We start from the raw sequence: 23,973 nt of genomic DNA, 5'->3' as shown, positions 1-23,973 counted from the left end.
GTTTTCCGATTTGATATCCGATCTGGATCCGCAGGAATATTCAGGCAGCGCTCTCAGATCGGTGGAAAAATTCTTTCTCAACAGGGGCTGCAACTGACTGAGGGAGATTTGCGGATATTTTCGGCAGGCATTTGAAATTCAGTGGCAAAGCAACTCATAGGATAGAGGGATCCACAAGCAATTGTTTTCGTTTAGAAAGGCCATTCTCCGAGAGGCCTCTTCTAGTCCGATGTTATTAATTGACATCAACACCCCAAAAAACAGATAGTTGAGGTTCCTCCACGTATGTGGACAGGTGGCAGAGCGGTCGAATGCGCTCCGTTGTTACCGGAGTTTACCTTTACGGATAACGGGGGTTCGAATCCCTCCCTGATTAAGGAGGCTGCTCCCTAATCGGTTGAGCAGCCTTTTTCATTCAATGATGTTGGCTGACTATCGGGAACGCGGTTTCGACTTTGTCGCTTTGAAACAACTGGATTTAACTTGGCAATCTATCGGCATGTCACACCGAAACGCACCCTACAGAGCAGTTTTCACTAGCCTTTCGCCATGTTAAAACAGGTGCGATATTAAGGGGATGTAGGTGATGGATTGTTAGAATCGACACCAGAAGAAAAAGAAACCGTCACTGAGTATTTTATCAGCCAAGCTCCTGATTTGGAGATAACCTTCTTGCAAAAGGTGTACTCGGAGTCTGTCATTGGTCATCGGCACGATGTGTGGGACATTCATACAAACGTTGATCGGTGGTGGGTGATTACCAACCCTACAAACTTATATTCTCAAGAACAGTTCCCCAATATGGATATCGCGGTCACTTTCCATATGGGGCTATGTCTCCGTATTCCCCAGACCCAGAAGCAGCGGCGATCCAGTAGAAGGGTGAGGCCGTTTGGCGAAGTATTGGTCAATTGTGAGCGGGTGCAAACTGCCCTTGGTCAGGCACAGCATATTTCCGATTACCAAGCGATAGGAATGCGTTGTCGCGAACTGTTACTTGAATTTATTTATGCTGCTCAAGAATCCCAAGAATGGGGGGGCGCAACAGATCTGAAGCGTGCCGACTTCAGGGCATGGACGGAGATAATTTGCGATACAATCCGCTCTGGGAGTGGTCAGAAGGATCGGCGTCGATTAATAAAATCCCTGTTGAACGAATCTTGGACCTTTACAAATTGGCTGACCCACAGCAAGTCCGCGACGTGGCATGATGCTGAGGCTGCCTTATCAACTGTTGGGCATGCCCTTAGTTTGAGCATTTCACTGGTGATAAGACACAACCGCAGTGTCCCAGATGTCTGTCCATCTTGTGGTTCACGCAACTTATATCCGGAAGAAGGTAGGCACACGGGCGATCTCGATGTTGTTTGGGAGAGACCGCATTGTGATGATTGTGACTGGACCGGCGTCGAACTTCCTGTGGACATAGAGCCGTTGGACGATGAGGAAATTGCAGGCCTGATAACGAGAGAAAGTCTAGTTGAGAGCGACGATAAATGCAGCATCCAGACTGTGCCGGTGCGCAACCTCCGTATGCCGGACCAATCTTAACGCCATCTTAGAATGCGATCGTGAGGCGGAATCCCAACAGCAAATCATGGGTGACGGCTGCGTACCAGAACACGTCGCGAGGGAGAAACTGAATAGGTCGCGACAAGGTTAGGATCGTTCCAGACAGAGGGAAATCTGGACAAAGGGAATCTGGTCCATTGGCATCACATGACGATCCGCTGCTGCAACCCTATCAGCTCAAACATTTGCGGCTCAAAAACCGCATCATGTCGACCAGCCACGAGCCTGCCTACTCCGAAGACGGCATGCCGAAGGAGCGCTACCGGCTCTATCACACCGAGAAGGCCAAGGGCGGTATCGCGCTGACGATGACGGCGGGGTCTGCGGTCGTCTCGCGCGAATCGCCGCCTGCCTTCGGCAATCTCCATGCCTACAAGGATGAGATCGTGCCCTGGCTGCGCGAACTCACCGATGATTGCCACGAGCACGGCGCTGCCGTGATGATCCAGCTGACGCATCTTGGCCGCCGCACCAGCTGGAACAAGGCGGACTGGCTGCCTGTGGTTTCGGCTTCCCCTATACGCGAGCCTGCGCACCGCGCCTTTCCGAAGGAAGCGGAGGAATGGGATATCGAGCGGATCATCGGCGATTATGCCTCTGCAGCGCAGCGTATGCAGGCGGCGGGGCTCGATGGCATCGAATTCGAGGCCTATGGGCATCTGATGGATGGTTTCTGGTCGCCCGCCACCAATCATCGCGACGATGATTATGGCGGATCGCTCGATAACCGTCTGCGTTTCACCTGGGCGGTCATCGATGCGGTGCGCAAATCGGTCGGACCGGATTTCATCGTCGGCATTCGCATGGTGGCGGATGAGGATTGGGAGCAGGGACTTTCAAAGGAAGAGGGCGTCGAGATCGCCCGGCGCATCGCTGCTTCCGGCAAGTTCGACTTCTTGAACATCATTCGCGGTCATATCGATACGGACGCGGCGCTGAACGAGGTTATCCCGATCCAGGGCATGCGGTCCGCGCCGCATCTCGATTTTGCCGGTGAAATTCGCCAGCTAACGAAATTCCCGACCTTTCACGCGGCGCGTATCGCCGATGTGGCGACAGCCCGCCACGCGGTGGCCGAGGGCAAGCTCGATATGGTCGGGATGACGCGGGCGCATCTCGCCGATCCGCATATCGTGCGCAAGATCATGGCGGGCGATGAACATCGCATCCGGCCCTGCGTCGGCGCCACCTATTGCCTCGACCGGATCTACGAGGGCGGCGAGGCGCTGTGCGTGCACAATGCGGCGACCGGGCGCGAGCAGACCATGCCGCATATTATTGCAAAAGCACCGACCGCACGCAATGTGGTGGTCGTTGGTGCCGGACCGGCAGGACTTGAGGCGGCGCGCGTTGCTGCCGAGGGCGGTCACAGGGTCTCGGTGCTGGAGGCATCGGATCAGGCGGGCGGTCAGGTACGGCTTGCATCGCAAAATCCGCGGCGCAAGGAGATGATCGGCATTGTCGACTGGCGCCTTGATGAACTCGAGCGCCTCGGCGTTTCACTGCGCTACAATGTCTGGGCGGAAGCCGGCGACGTGCTGGGGCTCGAGCCTGATGTCGTGGTTATCGCCACGGGCGGCCTGCCGCAAAACCCGCCATTGACGGCGGGCGACGATCTGGTGGTCTCGAGCTGGGATATCCTGGCGGGTGCCATCAAGCCGGGCGAGAACGTGCTGCTCTATGATGACAATGGCGGGCACCAGGGCATGAGTGCGGCGGAAATGATCGCGCGTGCCGGTTCAAGGCTGGAGCTTGTCAGTCCCGAGCGATTTTTCGCGCCGGAGATGGGCGGCATGAACCATGTGCCCTATATGCGCGCCTTTCAGGAAAAGGGCGTGCGCGTGACGATCAACACACGGCTTGTCAGCGTTACGCGCAACGGCAACCAGCTTGTCGCGACGCTCGGCTCGGATTTCGCGCCGGACTATCACGAGGAGCGCGTGGTCGATCAGGTGGTTGTCGAGCACGGCACTTTGCCGATCGATGATCTCTACCGCGAGTTGAAGCCATTGTCGCGCAATGGCGGCGCCGTGGATTACGACCGGCTGGTCAATGGCGGCGCGATCTTTCCGCTGCGGGGAGAGGGCAAGTTCAATCTGCTGCGGATCGGCGATGCTGTCCACGCACGCAACATCCACGCCGCGATCTTTGACGGGCTGAGATACGCGACACGGTTTTAGCGCGTTCCATCTCCCACAAAAACAAAAAGGGCAGCGAAGATCGCTGCCCTTTGACGTTAGAGTCTTGGCTGCTTACTTGATTGCGGCCTTGATTTTTTCGGCAGCATCTTCGCTGACCCATTTCGTCCAGACAGGCTCATTGTTCTTCAGGAAGTACTTCGCGCCGTCTTCCCCTGTCGCCTGATTGTCGGTCATCCAGGCCAGAAGCGTGTTGACAGTCTTGTTGTCCCACGAGCGGGCCTTGAGATAATCCATCGCAGGACCGGACGTTTCGCTGAATTTCTTGGTAACGACCGTATCGACTTCGGCGATTTCCCAATCGTTTTTCTTCGGGTCCGGGCAATCGGCAACGGTGTTGCAGCGTTTCCATTCGGCAGAATCGAACTTCGCGCCGTGGTCGAGTTTCACCATCGGATATTTGCCAAGGAGCGCAGTCGGTTCCCAATAATAGCCGATCCAGCCTTCCTTACGCTCGTAGGCTTTTGCCAGCGCGCCGTCGAGGCCGGCGGCGGAACCCGTATCGACGAGCGTGAAGCCCTTCTTTTCGGCATCATAGGCCTTAAAGAACTGTGTGGTTGCGACAGTGCCGCCCCAGCCGGCAGGTCCGTTGAACACGGCGCCCTTGGAGGGATCCTCGGGTGCGGGGAAAAGTTCCGGATGCTTCAGCGCATCATCGATGGTCTTGATGTCGGGATGGGCGTCGGCGAGATATTTCGGGATCCACCAGCCCTGTACACCGCCGTCGGAGAGCGACTTGGAGGCGTAGACGAGCTTGCCGTCGGCAACTGCCTTGTCCATGATATCGCGCATGAAATCGACCCAGCCTTCAGGGGCAATGTCGGGCTGGCCCTTTTCCGTCATGGAGGTCAGGGTCGGGATCGTGTCACCCTGAATGATTTCGGCCTGGCAGCCATAGCCGGATTCGAGAATGATCTTGTCGAGATTGGCGAGTACTTCAGCCGACTGCCAGTTCATGCTGGCGATGGTGACATTGCCGCACTCGGCAGCCGATGCGCCGCCTGCGGCGCCGAGCAGCGCGAACGCCATGACGCCGCTCATCAATAATGCTTTCATCAGTGTTCCCTTGTTTTTTGGTGTGAAAAGGCTTTTCAACGATAGGCTTACAGCAGACAGGCAAGAAGCCCGGATGCGGCAAAGGCTTGATTTTTTGCGACGCCGCCATCAATTCTTGGGTAAGTTCCCGGGCACTGGACTAATCAAACAGTTTCTCATCGATTTCAATGAGATATGGCGTTCCGCTCGCCTTGGCTTCAAGCAAGGCGGCAGGCAGTTTTTCGAGATTGTCCAGACGCTTTGACGGGACGCCGTATGCCTCGGCGATTTTCAGATAGTCGGGTGCTGATGGACGCACGCCAACGGGGTCGATATCGACCTCGATCATGGCACGTTCGATTTCCTGATAGCCCTGATTGTTCCAGACAATGAAAATGACAGGCACACGCTCATCGACCGCCGCGCCGAGTTCGCCGAGGACGAACTGGAAGCCGCCATCGCCGACGATGCAGATCGTCGATGTTTCCGGCTTTCCCAGCGATGCGCCGATGGCGGCCGGCGGGCCAAAGCCAAGCGCACCGAACCCTGTGGCGGCATTGAAATATCCGCCGACGCGGTCATGGTCATAGTACAGATTGCCCGCATAGATGGCCTGCGTGGAATCGCCGACGATGAGCGAATCCGGCAAAGTATCACGCAAGGTATCGAGGAAGCGGACCATGCCCTGGTAGCGCGGGCCGATATGAGCCCAGGCTGCATCGCGCGTCTGCCGTGCTTGCTCGACGCCGGAATGGGAATTGCGGCGTTCGGGCAGGGCGGCCGCAAGTACCTCGACCGTTTCCTTGGCCGAGGCTTCGATCGGCATGAGGGCCGGATGGCGGTCGAGTTGTCCCGCGTCGATATCGATGCGCACGAGCCGTTTGAGCTCAGGAAAATCACCATCGCCGTACATGTCGTAGTCGGTCGGGCCCATCTCCGTACCAATCGCGATGACGAGATCGCTATTGCCTAGCAGTTCGCGGCAGGGCTTCAGACTGGGGCCGGCTGGTATGAGCAGGGGGTGAGCATGCATGATGCCGCGCGCATTGGTTGTCGCGATGACCGGCGCGTCGAGCTTTTCCGCCAGGGCCTGCAGGGCGCTGGCGGCAGCCTTGGCGCCGCCGCCGATCAGGATCACCGGCCGTTCGGCGCCGAGGCATAGACGCGTCAGTTCCGCCATGGTCTCGGCCGAAGCGTGCGGGATCGGTGCATCGGAGGACAAGCGTTCCGCACCATCCAGTGGCAGCGCCATCACATCCAGCGGAATCTCGATATGGACCGGACCGGGACGGCGCGAGGCAAACAGGGCAAAGGCTCTGGCGAGCACTATGGGTAGCTCGTCGGACTTCTCGATGCGATGCGAGAACATCGCGACAGTCTGCAACATGGCGCGTTGATTAGGCAGTTCGTGCAGAAAACCCATGCCCTTGCCGAGCGAATCGCGCTGGTTGACGCCGGAGATCACCAGCATCGGGATCGAGTCGGCCCGGGCCTGCCCCATGGCGGTTATCGTATTGGTGATGCCCGGGCCGGTGATGACGAAAGCAACGCCAGGCTTGCCGGTGGCTCTCGCGTAACCATCGGCCATGAAGCCCGCGCCCTGTTCATGGCGCGGCGTGATGTGACGGATCTTCGATCCGGCGAGGCCGCGGTAGAGTTCGATCGTGTGGACGCCGGGAATGCCGAAAACCGTATCGACATCATAGGATTCGAGCAAGTGGACGAGGGCTTCACCGACAGTCGTCATGCGGATTTCCGTTGTTGCAGGCGCGATGCGAGGCGAACGATGCTGGCGCAGGCCGCGTCGATCTTGTCATCGGCAATGCTGAGGCTCAAGCGAAGATAGCCTGCAAGGTTGTCGCCAAAGGACTCGCCCGGCATGACCGCGACGAGCTCCTCTTCGAGAAGGCGCATGGCGAAATCCTGGCCAGACAGCCCGGTGGCGCGAATATCGGCAAGAATGAACATGCCGGCTTGCGGGATTTTGGCAACGATGCCTGCCTTGCCATCCAGTCGTTCCGAAATGCGCTGGGCGCGCCGCAGAAAGCTATCGCGCATCGTGGCCGCCGCGGTGGATGGGTGGCTCAAGGCATAGGCCGTCATGTCGGCGATGAAGGGCTGTCCACCGAAAAGCATGGATTCGGACAGCGGCAGCAGGCGCTCCGTAAATTCCTTCGGGGCGATGCACCAGCCGCTGCGGAAGCCCGGAGCGGCATGGGATTTCGAGATAGAGGCAACGGCAATCGTGCGATCGGCAAGTTCCGCCCGGTCCAGTGGCGACGCGAACGTGCCGTTGTAGATCATCAGTTCATAAACTTCATCGGACACGATCCAGAGATTGTGCCTGATGCAGACTTCGCCGATTTCGGCTATCTCCGCGGCGCTGAGGACAGCGCCGGTGGGATTGTGAGGACTGTTGAGCAGCAAGACCCTGGATCTGGGCGTGATGACCCTTTCAAGGTCTGCGGCCTGCATGCGGAAGCCTTTTTCGGGTCGCAGCGGGACTGAGACGCGCGTCGCGCCGGTTGCCCGGACAACGCCGTCATAGGTCGCATAGAGCGGATCGCCGGTGATGATCTCGTCGCCTTCTTCGGCAAGTCCCATCATGACCATCGACAAGGCAGTTTGCGTGCCGGAGAAACACATGATGTTTTCCGGCCCAATCTGGCGTCCCGTGCGCGCAGTGTATTTCGCCGAGAGCGCGGCAAGCAGTGCCGGTTCGCCGCGCCCGCTGGAATAGCCGGTGCGGCCAGCGCGCATCGCCCGTTCGGCGACGTCTATCATGTCGGTTGGTGTCGGAATGTCAGGCTCGCCAATCGTCAATTCGATGATCTCGTGTCCTGCCTGCTTCATTTGGCGAGCGCGGAAATGGACAGCCCATTTGTCGGATCCAAGTCCGGCCAGACGGTCGGTGACAGACGCATAGCGCATCATATCGCGCCTCCTTTTTCAGGATTGAGAGAAATTGCTAGAACGGCTTCGATAGCGGCTATACCGGTCTCGGCCAACTCTCCTTCGGCAAAAATATCACCCGCGAGACAACCTTCAAGCCACAGCCCGTCGATAATCGCGTTGACGGCGATGGCGTGGCGGCGGGTATGAATTGGGTCAGCCGGCTTCCCGGCGGCCAGCAATGCTTCGCGGATAAGCGCTTCCAGCTCGTCGCGGAAGCCAAGATAGCCGTCGCGGTGCGCCAAAGCCATGGCTGGATCGGCATGAACCATGCCGATAAACCCCGCCCACAGGGAAAGATTGTTGGGGTCCATGATCGGCTGGCCGAGGTTGGCCTTCACGAAAGCATTGAGACGGTCACGCGGATCATCGGCGGCACTCTTCAGTGCATCGCTTGCCTGAACCGTCATGCGGTTCATGACCGCGCGATAGGCAGCACCGATAAGATCGTCCTTGGCCGGAAAATAATAGCGGATGAGACCAGCGGTGACATCGGCGCGCAGAGCGATCTCGCGCACTGTTGCTCCAGCGAGACCGCGCTCTGCCACACATTCGAGCGTCGCCGCGATCAGATCCTCACGGCGCTTGTCTTCGCCTTCGCGGCGGAAGCTCTTGCGTGTGGTAGAGCGGGACGCTGTCATTGGCGCCAGACGGGCCGGGTCAGGCAGGTGGGGCCACCTTCGCAGGCGATGCACAGGGCATCGGCTTCGAATGTGGTGACTGTACAGCCCGCAGCTTCCATGGCGGCCTTGGTCTTGTCAAAACCGGCGACGGCGATCACCTCGTAGGGTGCAGTCGGCAAGACGTTCAGATTGAGCCCATTGCTCGCGGCGAACTCTTCTTCCGGTGCCACGACGAGGCGGATGCCGCGCTCCTTCAGGAGCTGGTAGAAGGCGGCAGGCAGCAGTGGCAGGTGCACCAGCGCCAAATCCTCGGCCAATGGGGAAATGATCGACATCAGATGCAGGCAAGCCTCTTCGCCATGCCAGAGGGGCAGATCGAAGCCAAGAACAGTGATGCCGAGGGGCTTCAGGATTGCTGAGAGCTGTTCGATGCCGGACTGGTTGGTGCGGACACCGCGCCCGACCGCCAAGGTATTGCTATCGACCCAGACGCAATCGCCGCCTTCGACGGTGCCTGGCGCTTCGATGCGGCCGAGAACAGGGACATCCATCTCGCGGTAGGTTTCATGATGCAGATCGGGCTCATCGAGGCGCAGGTTCTTGCCCATGCGCAGAAGGACGGCACCTTTATCGGTGACGAGCGAGGGATCATGGGTGAATATCGAATCCGAGAGCGCATCATTGCCATCGCGTATCCAGGTAATGTCGGCACCGGACCGGGCAACAAGATCGGCGAAGACCTTGTGCTGTTCGGACGCCCGGCGCGGATCGAACTGCGGACCATAGTGCCAGACGTCACGCTCGGCGTCGGCCATGACCCTGTCCGGCATGCGCATTATGACGCGTTTCAAGGGAAGGGCCATGGACTGCGAACCGAATGACATGTTTTGGGGGTGCTCTCGAAAAATTGCTGGTCCGTGTATTTATACGCTTGCATAATTAGAGCGCAAGTGGTGTGATGGGCTAAATTCGGGCAATCAAGACCCATGCTGACAAAAGAGGCGGATCGAATAACTGATGATTGAGCAAGCACGACAGCTATGCGCGGGAATCCCGGAATGACGGCGAATGTAGCCGTTGCGGCGGACCCTCTCCAACCGGGCGCGGCTGAACAGGCTGAAGCTATCCACATCGAGAACCTGCACAAAAGGTTCGGCGCGCTTGAAGTGCTCAAAGGCGTTTCGATGTCCGCCAAGGACGGCGATGTCGTCGCTATGATCGGCGGTAGTGGCTCGGGCAAGTCGACGTTCCTGCGCTGCATCAATTTCCTTGAAAATCCCACTAGCGGCGTCATTCGCATCAATGGCGAAGATGTCAAAATGGTCAGTGACGGCCATGGCGGCCAGGTGCCAGCCAATCGCCGCCAGATCGAGCGCATTCGCAGCCGGCTCGGCATGGTGTTCCAGAACTTCAATCTCTGGCAGCACATGACGCTCATCCAAAATGTCATCGAGGTGCCGGTGCATGTGCTCGGCATGAAGCGCGACGAGGCAATGGCCATTGGCGAGCAGCTTCTTGAGCGCGTCGGTCTTTCAGCCAAGCGCGATGTCTATCCCGCCTATATGTCCGGCGGACAACAGCAGCGGGGCGCAATCGCGCGGGCGCTGGCCATTCAGCCGCGTGTGATGCTGTTCGACGAGCCGACCTCGGCGCTCGACCCCGAGCTTGTCGGCGAGGTCCTGAAGGTTATAGCCGACCTCGCGAAAGAGGGCCGGACGATGCTGCTGGTCACCCACGAGATGAAGTTCGCCCGCGAAGTGGCGAGCCATGTGATGTACCTGCACAATGGAATCGTCGAAGAGGAAGGGCCTCCGGAACAACTATTCGGATCGCCAAAATCTGAACGTTTGAAACAGTTTATACGAACTGTTTCATAAGTGACTAAAAGCAATACAGGGAGCAACCCTGGGGAACAGTTGAACCAATGGAGATGAGAATGAAGTCTTTTCTGAAAACAACGGCAGCAGTCGTTGTGCTTGTGGTTGCCGGCCTTGGCGCAGCCAATGCCGAACAGGTCAAGGTTGGCATTGCCGCCGAACCCTATCCGCCTTTCGCGGCGCCCGATGCATCCGGCAAATGGCAGGGCTGGGAAATCGACATTGCCATGGCAATGTGTGAAGCGGCCAAGCTTGATTGCGTCATCACGCCGGTTTCGTGGGATGGCATCATTCCGGCGCTGACGACGAAGAAGATCGACATCATTGCAGCTTCGATGTCGATCACCGCGGAACGCGAGAAGACGATCGATTTTTCGGACAAGTACTACAATACCCCGACGTTGATTCTCGGCTCCAAGGAAGAGAAGATGGACGCGACACCCGAAGGTCTGAAGGGCAAGATCCTTGGCGTGCAGGTTTCGACCGTGCACCAGGCCTATGCGAAGAAGCATTTCGCTGACACTGCTGCCGAGATCAAGGAATATCAGACGCAGGACGAAGCCAACCAGGATCTGGCAGCCGGACGTATCGACGCTACCCAGGCCGATGGACTGGCGCTGGAAACCTTTGCTGCCACCCCTGAAGGCAAGGCTTGCTGCGACATCAAGGGCAAGGTCGCCGATGATCTCGAGATCCTTGGACCTGGCGTTGGCGTTGGCATACGCAAGGGCGACACTGCGATGAAGGAAAAGTTCAACGCGGCGATCAAAGAAATCAGGGCCAACGGGAAGTATGACGAAATCTCGAAGAAGTACTTCACCATCGACATGTATGGCGGCTGATTGAGTTTGGGCCGGCGTTGGGTTTCCAACACCGGCCTTTTCGTTGTTCGAAACCTGCATTTGACGCTGAATCGAGGACGGCTTGGCCGACGCATCGATTATCCCCGCCGGAATTACCGGCATGTTCGATCTTCTATCTCCTGTAGCGCCAGGATGGGGTGCCAATCTCTTGCGCGGGTTGGTGCGGTCGCTGCAGATTGCCTTCGGCGCGTTCGGCATGGGCCTGATTATCGGAACATTCGGCTCATACGCGAAACTCTATGGAGGCCCGATCGCACGCGATCTGGCGGCAATCTATACGACGCTGGTAAGGGCAATTCCCGAACTGGTAATGATTATCCTGCTCTATTATGCAGGGACGGACCTGATCAATCGTATCCTTGAGGGGATGGGCTATCAGCGTGTCGATATCAGCGGTCTCGTCGCCGGTATCGTGGTGCTCGGCTTTGTCCAGGGCGCCTATGCGACGGAAGTGCTGCGCGGCGCAATCAAAGCCATCCCGCAAGGCGAGATCGAGGCGGCGAGGGCCTACGGCATGTCGCCGGTGCTGATGATGCGCCGGATTACACTGCCGGCGATGCTGCCGCACGCATTGCCCGGGCTTGCCAATCTCTGGCTCATTTCGACGAAGGACACAGCGCTGCTGGCAGTCGTAGGCTTTAGCGAACTGACGCTGGAAACACGCCAGGCCGCCGGGACGACGAAAGCCTATATGACGTTCTACCTCGCAGCCGGTGCGCTCTATCTGTTCGTTACATTGTTCTCCAGTGTCATTCTGGAATCGGTTGAGAAACGGGCGCGGCGCGGCATGCCTTCGGTGAAGGAGGCGCGCTGATGTCTAACGTACTTGGCGAAACCGAAATTGAAGTTCCGATAGAGACCTTTCCTATTCACAAGGAAAAGGACGCAAGCAGTCTGGCAAGCAAGCTGCCGCCGCATCGCATCGTGCTTATCCTCATCGGGCTGGCGCTTGTGGCTTCGGCGGCATTGTTCATGCGCTGGGACTGGCTGCCGCAATATGGCGGTCTGATCTTGCAGGGTCTGTGGCGGACGATCTGGATACTGGTCGTGACGGTCGTCCTTGGTTTTCTGCTGGCGGTTCCCCTGGGATTGGCGCAGGCATCCGGCCCGGCGTTCCTGGCCATTCCGGCGCGTGCGTTCTGCACGGTCATTCGCGGTACCCCGCTGCTCGTGCAGCTTTGGCTGCTTTATTACGGCCTCGGGTCGTTGTTTCCGCAATATCCCTGGATCAGAGGATCCGAGCTGTGGCCCTACTTGCGGCAGGCGTGGCCCTATGCTGTCCTTGCCTTGACGCTGTCCTATGCCGGTTATGAGGGCGAAGTGATGCGGGGGGCCTTTGCGGGTGTTCCCAAGGGGCAGCTGGAGTCGGCGCGCGCTTTCGGCATGCCGCGCTTCACGATCTTCCGCCGTATCTGGCTGCCGCAAGCCATTCACAGGGCGCTGCCGACGCTGGCGGGCGAAGCCGTGCTGCAGCTGAAATCGACACCTTTGGTCGCGACCATCACTGTCGTCGATCTATACTCGGTTGCATCGCGCGTCAGGCAGGATACGTTTCTTACCTACGAACCGCTGCTTTTGCTGGCGGCGGGCTATCTCGTGATCACGGGTATCATCGTCATGCTGTTCCGGCGCGTGGAAAGATTGATACCGTCGAAGCTTGGTTGAGCGTTTTCTGCTCGTGGCGCAAATGACGGGACTTATGTCGCAAGTGTTAGAGGCGTGTCGCTGAGCAGATGCGCATAGTGTGGGCAAAAGGAACACCTCGCAAAAGACGAGAAAGATGGGACGCGTATCACCGGCGGTGCAAAGCCGGTGAGCATTTGCCATTTTCCGACTCTTTGACGAGGCGAAGGGTGATAATGCGGACAGTCGAGACTTTTCAGCATAATATCCACGAGCACGCCGATATGGGCATCATCCTGCCCGACGGCTGCCGGCTTTCGGCGAGAGTCTGGATGCCAGATGGTGCCGACCAGACGCCGGTTCCTGCCATTCTCGAATTTCTTCCCTATCGCAAACGCGATGGCACCACCGCCCGGGACAACCTGACCCACCCATATTTTGCTGGTCACGGCTACGCCTGCCTGCGCGTCGACATGCGCGGCAATGGCGACTCCGAAGGGCTGATGGAAGACGAGTATTCCGAGCAGGAACTCGCCGATGCCTGCGAGGTGATCAAATGGATAGCAGCGCAACCCTGGTCGACCGGCAAGGTGGGCATGATGGGCATATCCTGGGGCGGCTTCAATTCGCTGCAGGTGGCGGCGCTGCAGCCGGAAGCGCTGAAGGCGATCATCACGCTCTGTTCGACCGATGACCGTTATGCCGACGATATTCATTACAAGGGCGGCCTGCTGTTGAACGAAAATCTCGGCTGGGGCGCGACGATGCTCGCCTATTCGTCGCGTGCGCCAGACCCGGCGCTCGCCGGCGAGAAATGGCGCGATATGTGGCTCGATCGGCTCGACAACGAGCCCTTCCTGCCAGCCGTCTGGTTGAACCATCAGACGCGCGACGCCTATTGGCAGCGCGGTTCGGTCTGCGAGGACTTTTCGGCGATCAAGGCGGCGACACTCGCCGTCGGTGGCTGGGGCGATGCCTACAAGAACGCCGTGCCGCGGCTGATGGCGGGCATCACAGCGCCGGTCAAGGGCATCATCGGGCCCTGGGTGCACAAATATCCGCATTTCGCAGTGCCGGAACCGCGTATCGGCTTCCTGCAGGAGGCGCTGCGCTGGTGGGATCGCTGGCTCAAGGATATCGATACCGGTGTCGAGAACGATCCGGCCTATCGCGGTTATCTGATGGATTCGGTTCGCCCAAAGAGTTGGTACACGGAACGTCCGGGTCGCTGGATCGTAGAACAGGAATGGCCATCCAGGACGATTGCTTCCGAAGTGCTGCATCTGCAAGCGGACAAGTCTCTCGCGCCGGTGGCATCTGACGGCTTTTCTCATCTCGTGGCATCGCCTCAGGATTGCGGCATGATGGGCGGCGAATACTGCGCGATCTGGCTTGGACCGGAAATGCCCGGCGACCAGCGCCGCGACGATGCGCTGTCGGTTTGCTACGACACGGTTCTGGACAATCCGATCGATATTGTCGGCGCGCCGGAGATCAAATTGACACTGTCGAGCGACATGCCGGTTGCCATGGTTGCGGTGCGGCTTTGCGATGTGCATCCGGATGGCGCGTCGACACGCATCACCTATGGCGTATTCAATCTCTGCCATCGCAACGGGCACGACAGGCCGGAGCCGCTTGTGCCGGGAGAAGCGATCGGCATCCGCTTCAAGCTGGACGATATCGCCTATCGCATGCCGGCCGGTCACATATTGCGGGTGGCCGTCTCGTCGTCCTATTGGCCGATGGTCTGGCCCTCGCCGGAAAATGTCAGCCTGACGATAGAGGGCGGGCAGATCAGCGTTCCTTCGCGGGAACCGGCGACAGGTGACGAATGGAGCTTTCCGGAGCCGGAAGCCGCGTCGCCGTGGCAGCTTGAAACCTTGCGCCCCGGCGGCAACAGCCGGTCGATCGAACATGATCAGGTCACAGGCAAGATCAGTCTCGTGATCGAAGACGATTTCGGCGAGGCGCGTGACAAGGATCACGGATTGATCCATGGCGGCGTTGCGCGCGAGCGCTGGGAAATCAACGCAGACGATCCGCTTTCCGCCTATGGCGAGACCCATTGGACCGAAGTTTCGGGGCGCGACAACTGGCGCATCCGCACCGAGACATTCACGACGATGCGCTCTGACAAGCACAATTTCTATCTGACCGGGCGCATCGAAGCATACGAAAACGACAATGCAGTGTTCGAGCGCGATTTTACCGAGACGATTGCACGCAATCACATCTGACTTTGAACGCTGCATCTGCAGCGTTGTCTTAAATACCAAACTTAAAGGGTTGAAATTTACGGATATCAGGTCGCATAATTCACAAAAACCAGAATTGGGACGCCGGGCGTCGCAAGCAGAAGAAGGGGAATAGATATGTCAAACGAACTCGATTATCTCAGCCGCAGGGTTGCACTTGGCAAGCTTTCGCGCCGCGACTTTCTCGGCCGCGCCGCGGCTCTCGGCGTCACCACGGTCTTCGCCAATTCCCTGCTTTCGAGCGCTGCGCTTGCCGAAGGTCCGGTCAAGGGCGGAACGTTGAAAGCCGGCATGCAGGGCGGCGCTTCCACTGACAGTCTTGATCCCGCGACGTGGCAGAGCCAGGTTCCGTACAAATTCGGTCGCCAGTGGGGCGAGCAGCTTGTCGAGATCCAGCCCGACGGCAAGCTCAATCCTAAACTCGCGACGGAATGGGGCTCATCGGACGACGCCAAGGTCTGGACCTTCAAGATCCGCAAGGGCGTGCAGTTCCATGATGGCAAGGAGATGACGCCAGACGACGTCGTCGCCACGATGGAGCGTCATTCGGATGCCAATTCGAAATCCGGTGCGCTCGGCGTCATGGGTGGCATCGAAAGCGTGAAGAAAGACGGCGATACTGTTATTTTCACACTGAAAGAAGCCAATGCCGATCTGCCGTTCCTGATGGATGACTACCACCTGATGATCCAGCCGGGCGGCGGCAAGGACAAGCCGACTGCCGGTATCGGTACCGGACCATACAAGGTGGTGACGGATGAGCCGGGCGTACGTCATATCGGGACGAAATTCCCGAACTACTGGGACGGCGACAAGCGCGGTCACGCCGAGCAGATCGAAATCATCGTCATCAACGATGCGACGGCCCGCACGGCGGCTCTGCAGTCCGGTCAGGTACACATGATCAACCGCGTCGAGCCGAAGATCGTCGATCTCGTCAAGCGTGTGCCGGGCGTGACAATCCAGAACGTTGCGGGCAAGGGGCACTACGTTTTCATCGCCCACTGCAACACCGCGCCGTTCGACAACATGGATCTGCGGCTGGCACTGAAATATGCGATGAACCGCGAAGAGATGGTGAAGACCATTCTGCGCGGCTACGGTTCTGTGGGTAACGATACGCCGATCAACAAGGCATACCCGCTATTTTCGGACGATATCGAACAGCGTAAATACGATCCGGACAAGGCGGCATTCCACTACAAGAAGTCCGGTCACGATGGGGCGGTGCTTCTTCGCACTTCCGATGTTGCATTTCCCGGCGCAATCGATGCGGCGCAGCTCTATCAGCAGAGCGCTGCCAAGGCCGGCATCACCATCGAAGTCAAGCGCGAGCCTGGCGATGGTTACTGGTCGCAGGTCTGGAACAAGCAGCCATTCTCGGAATCCTATTGGGGTGGCCGTCCGACGCAGGACCAGATGTTCTCGACGGCCTATTATTCCAAGGCAGACTGGAACGACACGCGCTTCTTCAACGAGAAGTTCGACAAACTGCTGTTGCAGGCGCGCGGCGAACTGGACGAGGCCAAGCGCAAGGCGATGTATCGCGACATGAATGTCATCGTACGCGACGAAGGCGGTGTCATCGTACCGATGTTCAACGACTTCATCGACGCGACGAGCAAGAAGGTTGGCGGCTGGGTGCCGGACGGCAATCAGGAGATGAGCGGCGGTTACGCATTGTCGCGCTGCTGGCTGATCGCGTAGAGGTCGGCGGATGAGTACGCCTGTCCTAAAACTGGTCGCCCAGCGTATTGCGATGGGCGTACTCCTTCTCCTTGCCGTTTCCGTGCTGATATTCGTCGGCACGCAGATTCTGCCTGGAGACGTCGCGCAGTCCATTCTCGGACAATCCGCTACGCCGCAAGCACTTGAAAATTTGCGGCGTGACATGGGCCTCAACGATCCGGCCTATATCCGCTATTTCCGCTGGCTTGGCGGTATCCTGACCGGCAATCTCGGCACAGCTCTCTCCAGCGGGCAGGACATCGCCACGTCGCTGAAGGATCGGCTGTGGAACACGCTGTTCCTCGCTTCGGCGGCGGCGGTGGTTTCGGTTCCGCTGGCAATCGGCCTCGGGCTGCTCGCAGTGCGCTACCGTAACGGCCCCGTAGACAAGATCATATCCGGTCTTGGTCTCGCCTCGACATCATTGCCGGAATTCTTCACCGGTTATCTGCTGATCTACTTCGTTGCCGTGCAGCTGCAATGGTTTCCAAGCGTCTCGACAGTTTACGAGGGGATGCCATTTGGTGAACGACTGAGCGCCATTGCCCTGCCGGTTACGGTGCTGACGCTTGTTGTTCTCGCACACATGATGCGCATGACCCGAGCGGCAATCCTCAACGTGATGCAATCCGCCTATATCGAGACGGCTGAGCTGAAGGGGCTGACGCCACTCCAGATCATCACGCGGCACGCTTTTCCCAACGCCATCGCGCCGATCGTCAACGTCGTCATGCTCAATCTCGCGTTCCTGATTGTCGGCGTGGTCGTCGTCGAAGTGATTTTTGTCTATCCCGGCATGGGCCAGTATCTGGTCGATCACGTTGCCAAACGCGACGTTCCGGTCGTTCAGGCATGCGGGCTGGTTTTCGCGGCTGTCTATATCAGCCTCAATATTGTTGCTGATATCGTGGCGATTGTTTCCAATCCCCGCCTCAGACATCCCAAGTGAGGCCGCGCAGATGCTGAATATAAAGACCATACCGATCAGCGCATGGATTGGCCTCATCATCACAGCGCTGTTTCTCTTTGCAGCAATCTTCGCACCATGGGTTGCGCCATATTCAGTTGGCGAAACAGTCGGCGATGTGTGGGAGCCCAGTTCCGCAAAGTACTGGCTCGGCACCGATAATCTGGGGCGCGATCTGCTGTCGCGTATGATCTACGGCGCGCGTATCACCATCTTCATCGCCGCAATGGCGACGGCATTGTCATTTATCCTGGGCTCGGTGCTGGGCTTTGCGGCAGCGGTCATCGGCGGCTGGTTTGACCAGCTCATGTCGCGCTTCGTAGACCTGATCATGGCAATTCCAACGTTGATCTTCGCACTTGTCGTGCTTTCGGTGCTGCCTGCCAACGTCTTGACGCTCATCCTGGTGATGGGCCTCCTCGATGCGACGCGGGTGTACCGGCTGGCGCGCGCCGTCGCCGTCGATATCAATGTGATGGATTTCGTCGAGGCGGCAAAACTGCGCGGCGAGGGACGCATGTGGATCATCTTCCGGGAAATCCTGCCGAATGCACTGACGCCGCTGATCGCCGAGCTTGGACTGCGTTTCATTTTTGCGGTGCTGTTTCTTTCCGCGTTGTCCTTTCTTGGGCTTGGTGTGCAACCGCCGGACGCGGATTGGGGCGGCATGGTCAAGGAAAACAAGGAAGGCATCGTCTTCGGCATTCCGGCGGCGCTTATCCCCGCTGCGGCCATCGCCGTTCTTGCCATTTCGGTTAATCTGGTTGCCGACTGGATCCTCAATCGCACCACCAGCTTGAAGGGAGGGCGCGGCTAATGGCCAAACGTCCCGTAGACAGAAGTGGAACCCTGCTCGATATCCGCAACCTGCGCATCGAAGCGACGAGCTACCCTCCCGGAGAACCGCCGCGAAATGTCGTCATTGTCGACGATGTTTCGGTAAAGGTCGAGCGCGGCAAGGTGCTGGGGCTCATTGGCGAGTCCGGTGCAGGCAAGTCGACCATCGGCCTTTCCAGCATGTGCTATGGGCGCGGCGGCGTTCGGATTACCGGCGGCGAAGTCCTGCTTAATGGCCGTGATATATTGAAAGGTGGGGCAAGATTGCTACGGCAGGTGCGCGGACGTGAAGTCTGCTACGTCGCACAATCTGCTGCCGCGGCCTTCAATCCTGCGCGCAAGCTGATGGATCAGGTGGTCGAGGCGGCGCTCTTGCACGGCATCTGCTCGAAGGCCGTAGCCGAGAAACGCGCGGTTGGCCTATTCAAGAAGCTTGGCCTGCCCAATCCGGAAACCTTTGGTCAGCGCTTTCCGCACCAAGTGTCAGGTGGACAGCTGCAGCGGGCCATGACCGCGATGGCGCTGTGCTCGGAGCCGGATCTGATCGTGTTTGACGAGCCGACGACGGCGCTCGACGTGACCACGCAGATCGATGTGCTGGCTTCGATCAAGGATGCGATCCGCGACACGAATGTTGCAGCCCTTTACATCACCCATGATCTGGCGGTCGTGGCGCAGGTGGCGGATGACATCATCGTCTTGCGGCACGGCAAGAAAGTCGAATACGGCGATACGCACCAGATCATCAAGGAACCACGCCAGCAATACACCAACCAGCTGGTCTCCGTGCATCATATCCCCCATGAGCAAAAGAACCCGACCGACGCGCCGATCCTGGTCGTGAACAATGTCACGGCGGCCTATGGCGGCGGACTGGTAAAGGTGCTGAAAAATGTCTCGGTGGATATCCATCTTGGCCAGACACTGGCCGTCGTTGGTGAATCCGGTTCGGGCAAATCCACGCTGGCCCGCGCGATAACCGGGCTGTTGCCGCCGATGGAAGGAAGCATCACCTTTGACGGGCGGACGTTGTCTCCCCGGCTGGCGAACCGTACCCGCAATGATCTGCGCGAGTTGCAGATGATCTATCAGATGGCGGATACCGCCATGAACCCGCGCCAGACCATCGGCACTATCATCGGCCGTCCGCTCGAGTTCTATTTCAAGATGCGGGGCAAGGAGCGCGACAGGCATGTCACGGAGCTCCTTGAAAAGATCGAGATGGGTAAGGGCTTTGCCGACCGGTATCCGGCTGAGCTCTCCGGCGGCCAGAAGCAGCGCGTGTGCATCGCGCGCGCGCTCGCCGCAAAGCCGAAGCTCATCATCTGCGACGAGGTCACCAGCGCTCTCGACCCGCTAGTGGCGGACGGCATATTGAAACTGCTGCTCGATCTGCAGAAGGACGAGAACGTCGCCTATCTCTTCATCACCCACGATCTCGCAACGGTGAAGTCCATCGCCGATTCAATCGCCGTGATGTATCGGGGCGAGGTGGTTCGCTACGGGCCGAAGTCGGAAGTCTTGGCACCGCCTTTCGACGATTATACCGATCTGTTGCTGTCGTCAGTTCCGGAGATGGAACTCGGTTGGCTTGAGGATGCGATGAAACACCGGCGTATGGCCAGCGCCGGAAACTAGAGCTGGCCGGGCCAGCGGCCCTGCCCAAGCAGATGTACCGCCGTCACAATGCGGCGGAAGCTGGAGCGGGCCCGCTCGACGCTGTGCCGTGCGCGCAGATAGGCGTGCACCAGACCGGGTTCGTTGTTCCAGATCGCCCTGCCGCCCGCTGCCAGGATTTTGTCGCGGTAGTGACGGCCATCGTCCGATAGCGGATCGCACTCGGCTGAAATCACGACAGTGGCAGGCAGATCGGTAAAATCTGGATCGTTCAATGGTGCAAAACGCGGGTCGGTCGACCAGTTGAACCCGCCGCCGCGGACTTTGAAATAGTACAGCGTGTCACGCGTCGTCAGCATCGGCGCTTCGGCATGGGTGACATATGAACCTTGATCGGTCGCGCCGCCCAGACCGGGATAAATGAGCACCTGGCCAATGGGTGCGCGTTCATGGCGGCGCACATGATGCGCGACTGCCGCCGCCAGATTGCCGCCGGCACTATCGCCGCACAGGACGATCGGTAAATCTGAAGTGGCAGCCACGTGCTCGAAGGCAGCAAGGCAATCCCTGAAGGCGGATGGATGCAGGTGTTCGGGTGCAAGCCGGTAGTCGACCGAGATCACGCGGAAGCCTGTGCCATCACACAGTTCGGCGCAGACATCGTCGTGACTCTCAAGTCCGCCAACGACGAAGCCGCCTCCGTGAAAATAGAGGCAGATGGCTTCCGGTTCGACATCACGTTTGTTGTAGATGCGGATGGGGATTTTGCGATCGCGAGCATCGATGAAGTGATCAGTCGCAGACACGGCCTCGGGATAGCCGGCAAAGAACCCGCGGCACATAGTGTCGTAAACCTCCCGCTGCTGTGCAATCGAAAGTTCGATGGCATCGGGTGGGTAGAAACTGTTGGTACGTTCTATGAACGCCCATGTCTCCTCGTCGATCAATGTGGAGTAGTCGGTGGTCATTTCCCCTTCCAGACGGGCTCACGCTTTTCGGCGAAGGCCTTGAAGCCCTCCTGGCCGTCTTCGGATGCGTAGAGCGTGTCGACTGTACGGAATTTGCGCTTGGTAATCCAGTTCATGGCTTCCTGGAAACCCATGCTCTCGGCTTCGCGCGCCACTTCCTTGATGGCGGCGAAAACCAGTGGTGGGCCGCTTTCGAGCATACGCGCAATCTCCCAGACGCGCTCCATCAGCTTGTCTTTCGGCAGGATCTCGTTGACCAGACCCCAGCGGTGCGCCTCGCTAACGTCCATCCAGCGGCCTGTTAGCAGCAGATCCATGGCGACATGATAGGGGATGCGCTTCGGCAGCTTGGCGGTTGCGGCATCGGCGAGGGTGCCCGCGCGGATTTCCGGCAAGGCAAAGCTGGAATGATCTGAGGCATAAATCAGATCGCAGGAGAGGGCGAGCTCGAAACCGCCGCCGACTGCCATGCCATTGACAGCGGCGATGACGGGCTTGTTGAGGTCGATCAGTTCCTGCAAACCGCCGAAGCCGCCGACGCCATAATCACCATCGACCGCATCGCCGCTGGCTGCGGCCTTCAGGTCCCAACCGGCGCAGAAAAACTTGTCGCCTTCGGTCTGCACGATGGCGACACGCAGTTCGGGATCGTCACGGAACTTCTTGAATGTTTCGCCCATCAGGCGGCTCGTCGTTAGGTCAATCGCATTGGCTTTTGGCCGGTCCAGCGTGACTTCGAGAATACCACCTTCGCGGCGCGTCCTGATTACATCGCTCATTTCAGCTCTCCCTTTGTCACCAGCAGCGCATCGGCAATCCATGCGCCATCGCCCTGCCTGCAGACCAGCAGCGGATTGATATCAAGTTCGGCAATTCGGCCAGAATTGTTCACAGCGAATGCGGCAATGCCCATGATTGCGTCGATTGCCGCCTCAAGGTCGGCCTTTGGCTTGCCGCGATAGCCATCGAGCAACGGGAACATGCGCAGCGAGCGCAACGCATTCTCGATGTCCTCGCGGCTCGAGGGCAAGAGCAGCGTAGCCGTATCCTGCAGCAATTCCACCAGAACGCCTCCGGTGCCGAGAGTCATGACCGGACCGAATTGCGGGTCATCGACGATACCGACGATAAGCTCGGCAACCGCTCCCGTCACCATCCGCTCGACGTACAGGCCGGAGCCGATACCAGCAAGATCATCGGCGGCGAACCTGACTGCATCGGCATCCTTCAGATTGAGCCGTACGGCGTTCTGCTCGGACTTGTGGGCAATGCCGAGTGCTTTTAGTGCGACCGGATAGCCGAGCGCGTTGGCGATGGCGACGGCCTCAAGGCTCGTGGCGCAGCGCTGTCCGTCCGGCACGGCCAGGCCGGCACTCTTGAGGATCGCCTTGGCTTCGGCTTCGTCCGGGGTGCGTGTGCGGCCTTCAGCTGGCTCCTCGAGAACCGCCACGGCTTCCGCAAGCGGCGTCTTCCATGCCTTGCCGATGAAGGCTGCAGCTTCCGCCGCATCAAAAGCTTCTGTTATGCCGCAGAGCGGTGCGATGCCTTTCGCCATCAGGCCGGACATGTATTCTTCCGGAATATTCTCCGACAGCGAAGCGACAATGGCGCCCTTGGCTTGATTAGTCGCCAGCGCGTTTTCAAAACCTCGAACGGTCGACCACCAGTCGACATCCGAACAGCGATCCTTGCGCGGAAAATCGAGGACGAGGCAGCTTAGCGAAAAGCCGCCGGATACCATGGCGGTGAATGTCTCTGTCAATGCCGGCTCGTTGTTCCAGATGAACGTATGGTAATCGAGGGGGTTGGCGACGGCGACGAATGCTCCGAGCGTGGCTTTGACCCGCGCCCGGTGCTCGGACGTCAATTCTGGAAAGTTGACAGATCGACCCTCGGCACTATCGGCCATGACCGATGCCTCGCCGCCGGAACAGCTCATGGAACAGAGCGTGTTGCCATCGAGCGGGCCGTGCACATGCAGAAGCTTCAAGGTTTCAAGGAAAGACGCGATCGAGTTGACGCGGGCTATGCCGAGCCGCTTGAGGAAAGCGTCCGATGCCGCATCGGATCCCGCCAGTGAGGCCGTGTGCGAGACGGTCGCGGCCCGTGCCTGCGCCGAACGCCCGACTTTCATTGCAACGATGGGCTTGCCGAGCTCGCGGGCACGTTTGGCAAGGAGTTCGAATTTTGGCGCCGACTGGAACGCCTCGATATGGAGGCCGAGCGCGGTAACGCGTTCATCTTCGAGCAGGGCTATCGCCATGTCGGGCAGGCCAGTTTGCGCCTGGTTGCCCGCCGTCATGACGTGGGCGATGGGAAGGCCGCGCGTCTGCATCGTCATGTTGATGGCGATGTTGGACGATTGGGTGATAATGGCGACGCCGCGCTCATCCGGGCCGAGCCGCCGCCCGCCATGCTGGTCGGGCCAGAGCAGGGCGCCATCGCAGTAGTTGATCAGCCCGTAGCAATTTGGCCCGATGATCGGCATATCGCCAGCCGCTTCGACGAGTTCTTCCTGCAACCTTGCGCCATCGGCATCGTCTGCACCGGCTTCAAGAAAGCCGGAGGCGTAGCAGACAGCGACGCCGGCACCGGCTTCACGCAGGTCACGCACGATATCCAGTGTGAGAAAGCGATTGACGCCAATAAAGGCAGCGTCGGGGCTTCCCGGCAGATCGGCAACGGACCGGTATACCTGCAGCCCGCATATTTCGTCATGTTTGGGGTGGACCGGCCAGATCTCGCCGGAGAAGCCCATTTTCTGTGATTGCTTGATGACTTCGGCGGCTTGCAGACCGCCGAAGACTGCAATGGTTTTCGGTCGTAGCAGACGATCGAGCTTATGCGATGCCATC

The 23,973-nt window shown here is 58.9% G+C and carries 19 protein-coding genes and 1 tRNA gene; 12 read left to right on the top strand and 8 right to left on the bottom strand.

Annotation, left to right across the window (positions count from 1 at the left end; all coding sequences use genetic code 11):
- Positions 1–288: 288 nt before the first annotated feature.
- From FHS21_RS21620 to FHS21_RS21610, 3 genes are all read left to right on the top strand, one after another.
- Positions 289–377, top strand: a tRNA-Asn gene (locus FHS21_RS21620).
- Between the two features lie 214 nt (positions 378–591).
- Positions 592–1,551: a hypothetical protein gene (locus FHS21_RS21615; protein WP_112551181.1), complete on the top strand. Its 960-nt coding sequence runs from the start codon at positions 592–594 to the stop codon at positions 1,549–1,551.
- 158 nt (positions 1,552–1,709) lie between these two features.
- The gene (locus tag FHS21_RS21610) at positions 1,710–3,752 is read left to right on the top strand and encodes an NADH:flavin oxidoreductase (protein WP_112529395.1); all 2,043 of its coding nucleotides are present in this window, start codon (positions 1,710–1,712) and stop codon (positions 3,750–3,752) included.
- 72 nt (positions 3,753–3,824) lie between these two features.
- Here FHS21_RS21610 and FHS21_RS21605 read toward each other — a convergent pair whose 3' ends face one another.
- The 5 genes from FHS21_RS21605 to FHS21_RS21585 all read right to left on the bottom strand — a co-directional run bounded on the left by FHS21_RS21605 (position 3,825) and on the right by FHS21_RS21585 (position 9,264).
- A complete protein-coding gene (locus FHS21_RS21605; protein WP_112529393.1) occupies positions 3,825–4,826 on the bottom strand; it encodes an ABC transporter substrate-binding protein in 1,002 nt (333 codons plus the stop codon).
- A gap of 139 nt (positions 4,827–4,965) precedes the next feature.
- Positions 4,966–6,552 carry a 5-guanidino-2-oxopentanoate decarboxylase gene (locus tag FHS21_RS21600; RefSeq protein ID WP_112529391.1) on the bottom strand — a complete coding sequence of 529 codons (1,587 nt, stop codon included), beginning with the start codon at positions 6,550–6,552 and terminating at the stop codon, positions 4,966–4,968.
- Positions 6,549–7,736: a pyridoxal phosphate-dependent aminotransferase gene (locus FHS21_RS21595; RefSeq protein WP_112529417.1), complete on the bottom strand. Its 1,188-nt coding sequence runs from the start codon at positions 7,734–7,736 to the stop codon at positions 6,549–6,551. Before FHS21_RS21595 ends, FHS21_RS21600 begins: the two co-directional genes overlap by 4 nt.
- On the bottom strand, positions 7,736–8,398 hold the full coding sequence (locus tag FHS21_RS21590; RefSeq protein WP_112529389.1) for a TetR family transcriptional regulator C-terminal domain-containing protein: 663 nt from the start codon (positions 8,396–8,398) through the stop codon (positions 7,736–7,738). The genes FHS21_RS21595 and FHS21_RS21590 overlap by 1 nt, the downstream gene beginning before the upstream one ends.
- Positions 8,395–9,264, bottom strand: a complete 870-nt coding sequence (locus tag FHS21_RS21585) for a dimethylarginine dimethylaminohydrolase family protein (RefSeq protein WP_246411129.1) — start codon at positions 9,262–9,264, stop codon at positions 8,395–8,397. The genes FHS21_RS21590 and FHS21_RS21585 overlap by 4 nt, the downstream gene beginning before the upstream one ends.
- A gap of 174 nt (positions 9,265–9,438) precedes the next feature.
- Between FHS21_RS21585 and FHS21_RS21580 the strand changes: the two genes are divergently transcribed.
- The 9 genes from FHS21_RS21580 to FHS21_RS21540 all read left to right on the top strand — a co-directional run bounded on the left by FHS21_RS21580 (position 9,439) and on the right by FHS21_RS21540 (position 20,171).
- On the top strand, positions 9,439–10,257 hold the full coding sequence (locus tag FHS21_RS21580) for an ABC transporter ATP-binding protein (RefSeq protein ID WP_112529387.1): 819 nt from the start codon (positions 9,439–9,441) through the stop codon (positions 10,255–10,257).
- A 59-nt stretch (positions 10,258–10,316) separates the two neighbouring features.
- On the top strand, positions 10,317–11,099 hold the full coding sequence (locus FHS21_RS21575) for a transporter substrate-binding domain-containing protein (RefSeq protein WP_112529385.1): 783 nt from the start codon (positions 10,317–10,319) through the stop codon (positions 11,097–11,099).
- Positions 11,100–11,220: 121 nt separating this feature from the next.
- Positions 11,221–11,934, top strand: a complete 714-nt coding sequence (locus FHS21_RS21570; protein ID WP_112529413.1) for an ABC transporter permease — start codon at positions 11,221–11,223, stop codon at positions 11,932–11,934.
- Positions 11,934–12,785 (top strand): ABC transporter permease, encoded by an 852-nt coding sequence (locus FHS21_RS21565; RefSeq protein WP_112529383.1) that lies wholly within the window; start codon positions 11,934–11,936, stop codon positions 12,783–12,785. Before FHS21_RS21570 ends, FHS21_RS21565 begins: the two co-directional genes overlap by 1 nt.
- 194 nt (positions 12,786–12,979) lie before the next feature.
- Positions 12,980–14,983, top strand: a complete 2,004-nt coding sequence (locus FHS21_RS21560; protein WP_112551183.1) for a CocE/NonD family hydrolase — start codon at positions 12,980–12,982, stop codon at positions 14,981–14,983.
- Between the two features lie 135 nt (positions 14,984–15,118).
- Complete coding sequence (locus FHS21_RS21555) at positions 15,119–16,708, top strand: ABC transporter substrate-binding protein (protein WP_112529379.1); 1,590 nt, start codon at positions 15,119–15,121, stop codon at positions 16,706–16,708.
- A 10-nt stretch (positions 16,709–16,718) separates the two neighbouring features.
- Entirely contained in the window at positions 16,719–17,678 is a 960-nt protein-coding gene (locus tag FHS21_RS21550) for an ABC transporter permease (RefSeq protein ID WP_112529377.1), read from the top strand.
- 10 nt (positions 17,679–17,688) lie between these two features.
- The gene (locus tag FHS21_RS21545; RefSeq protein ID WP_112529375.1) at positions 17,689–18,513 is read left to right on the top strand and encodes an ABC transporter permease; all 825 of its coding nucleotides are present in this window, start codon (positions 17,689–17,691) and stop codon (positions 18,511–18,513) included.
- A complete protein-coding gene (locus FHS21_RS21540; RefSeq protein WP_112529373.1) occupies positions 18,513–20,171 on the top strand; it encodes an ABC transporter ATP-binding protein in 1,659 nt (552 codons plus the stop codon). Before FHS21_RS21545 ends, FHS21_RS21540 begins: the two co-directional genes overlap by 1 nt.
- On the opposite strand, the gene FHS21_RS21535 is transcribed toward FHS21_RS21540, so the two are convergent.
- From FHS21_RS21535 to FHS21_RS21525, 3 genes are read right to left on the bottom strand one after another with little or no spacing between them, the layout of a single operon-like run.
- A complete protein-coding gene (locus FHS21_RS21535; protein WP_112529371.1) occupies positions 20,168–21,118 on the bottom strand; it encodes an alpha/beta hydrolase in 951 nt (316 codons plus the stop codon). The genes FHS21_RS21540 and FHS21_RS21535 overlap by 4 nt on opposite strands.
- Positions 21,115–21,897: a carnitinyl-CoA dehydratase gene (locus FHS21_RS21530; protein ID WP_183663853.1), complete on the bottom strand. Its 783-nt coding sequence runs from the start codon at positions 21,895–21,897 to the stop codon at positions 21,115–21,117. The genes FHS21_RS21535 and FHS21_RS21530 overlap by 4 nt, the downstream gene beginning before the upstream one ends.
- The gene (locus FHS21_RS21525) at positions 21,894–23,972 is read right to left on the bottom strand and encodes an acetate--CoA ligase family protein (RefSeq protein ID WP_183663851.1); all 2,079 of its coding nucleotides are present in this window, start codon (positions 23,970–23,972) and stop codon (positions 21,894–21,896) included. Before FHS21_RS21525 ends, FHS21_RS21530 begins: the two co-directional genes overlap by 4 nt.
- Position 23,973 lies beyond the last annotated feature (1 nt).

Origin of the sequence: Phyllobacterium trifolii, assembly GCF_014192095.1 — a bacterium.
Classification (GTDB): Bacteria; Pseudomonadota; Alphaproteobacteria; order Rhizobiales; family Rhizobiaceae; genus Phyllobacterium; species Phyllobacterium trifolii.
This window is presented reverse-complemented; position numbering and strand designations above follow the sequence as displayed.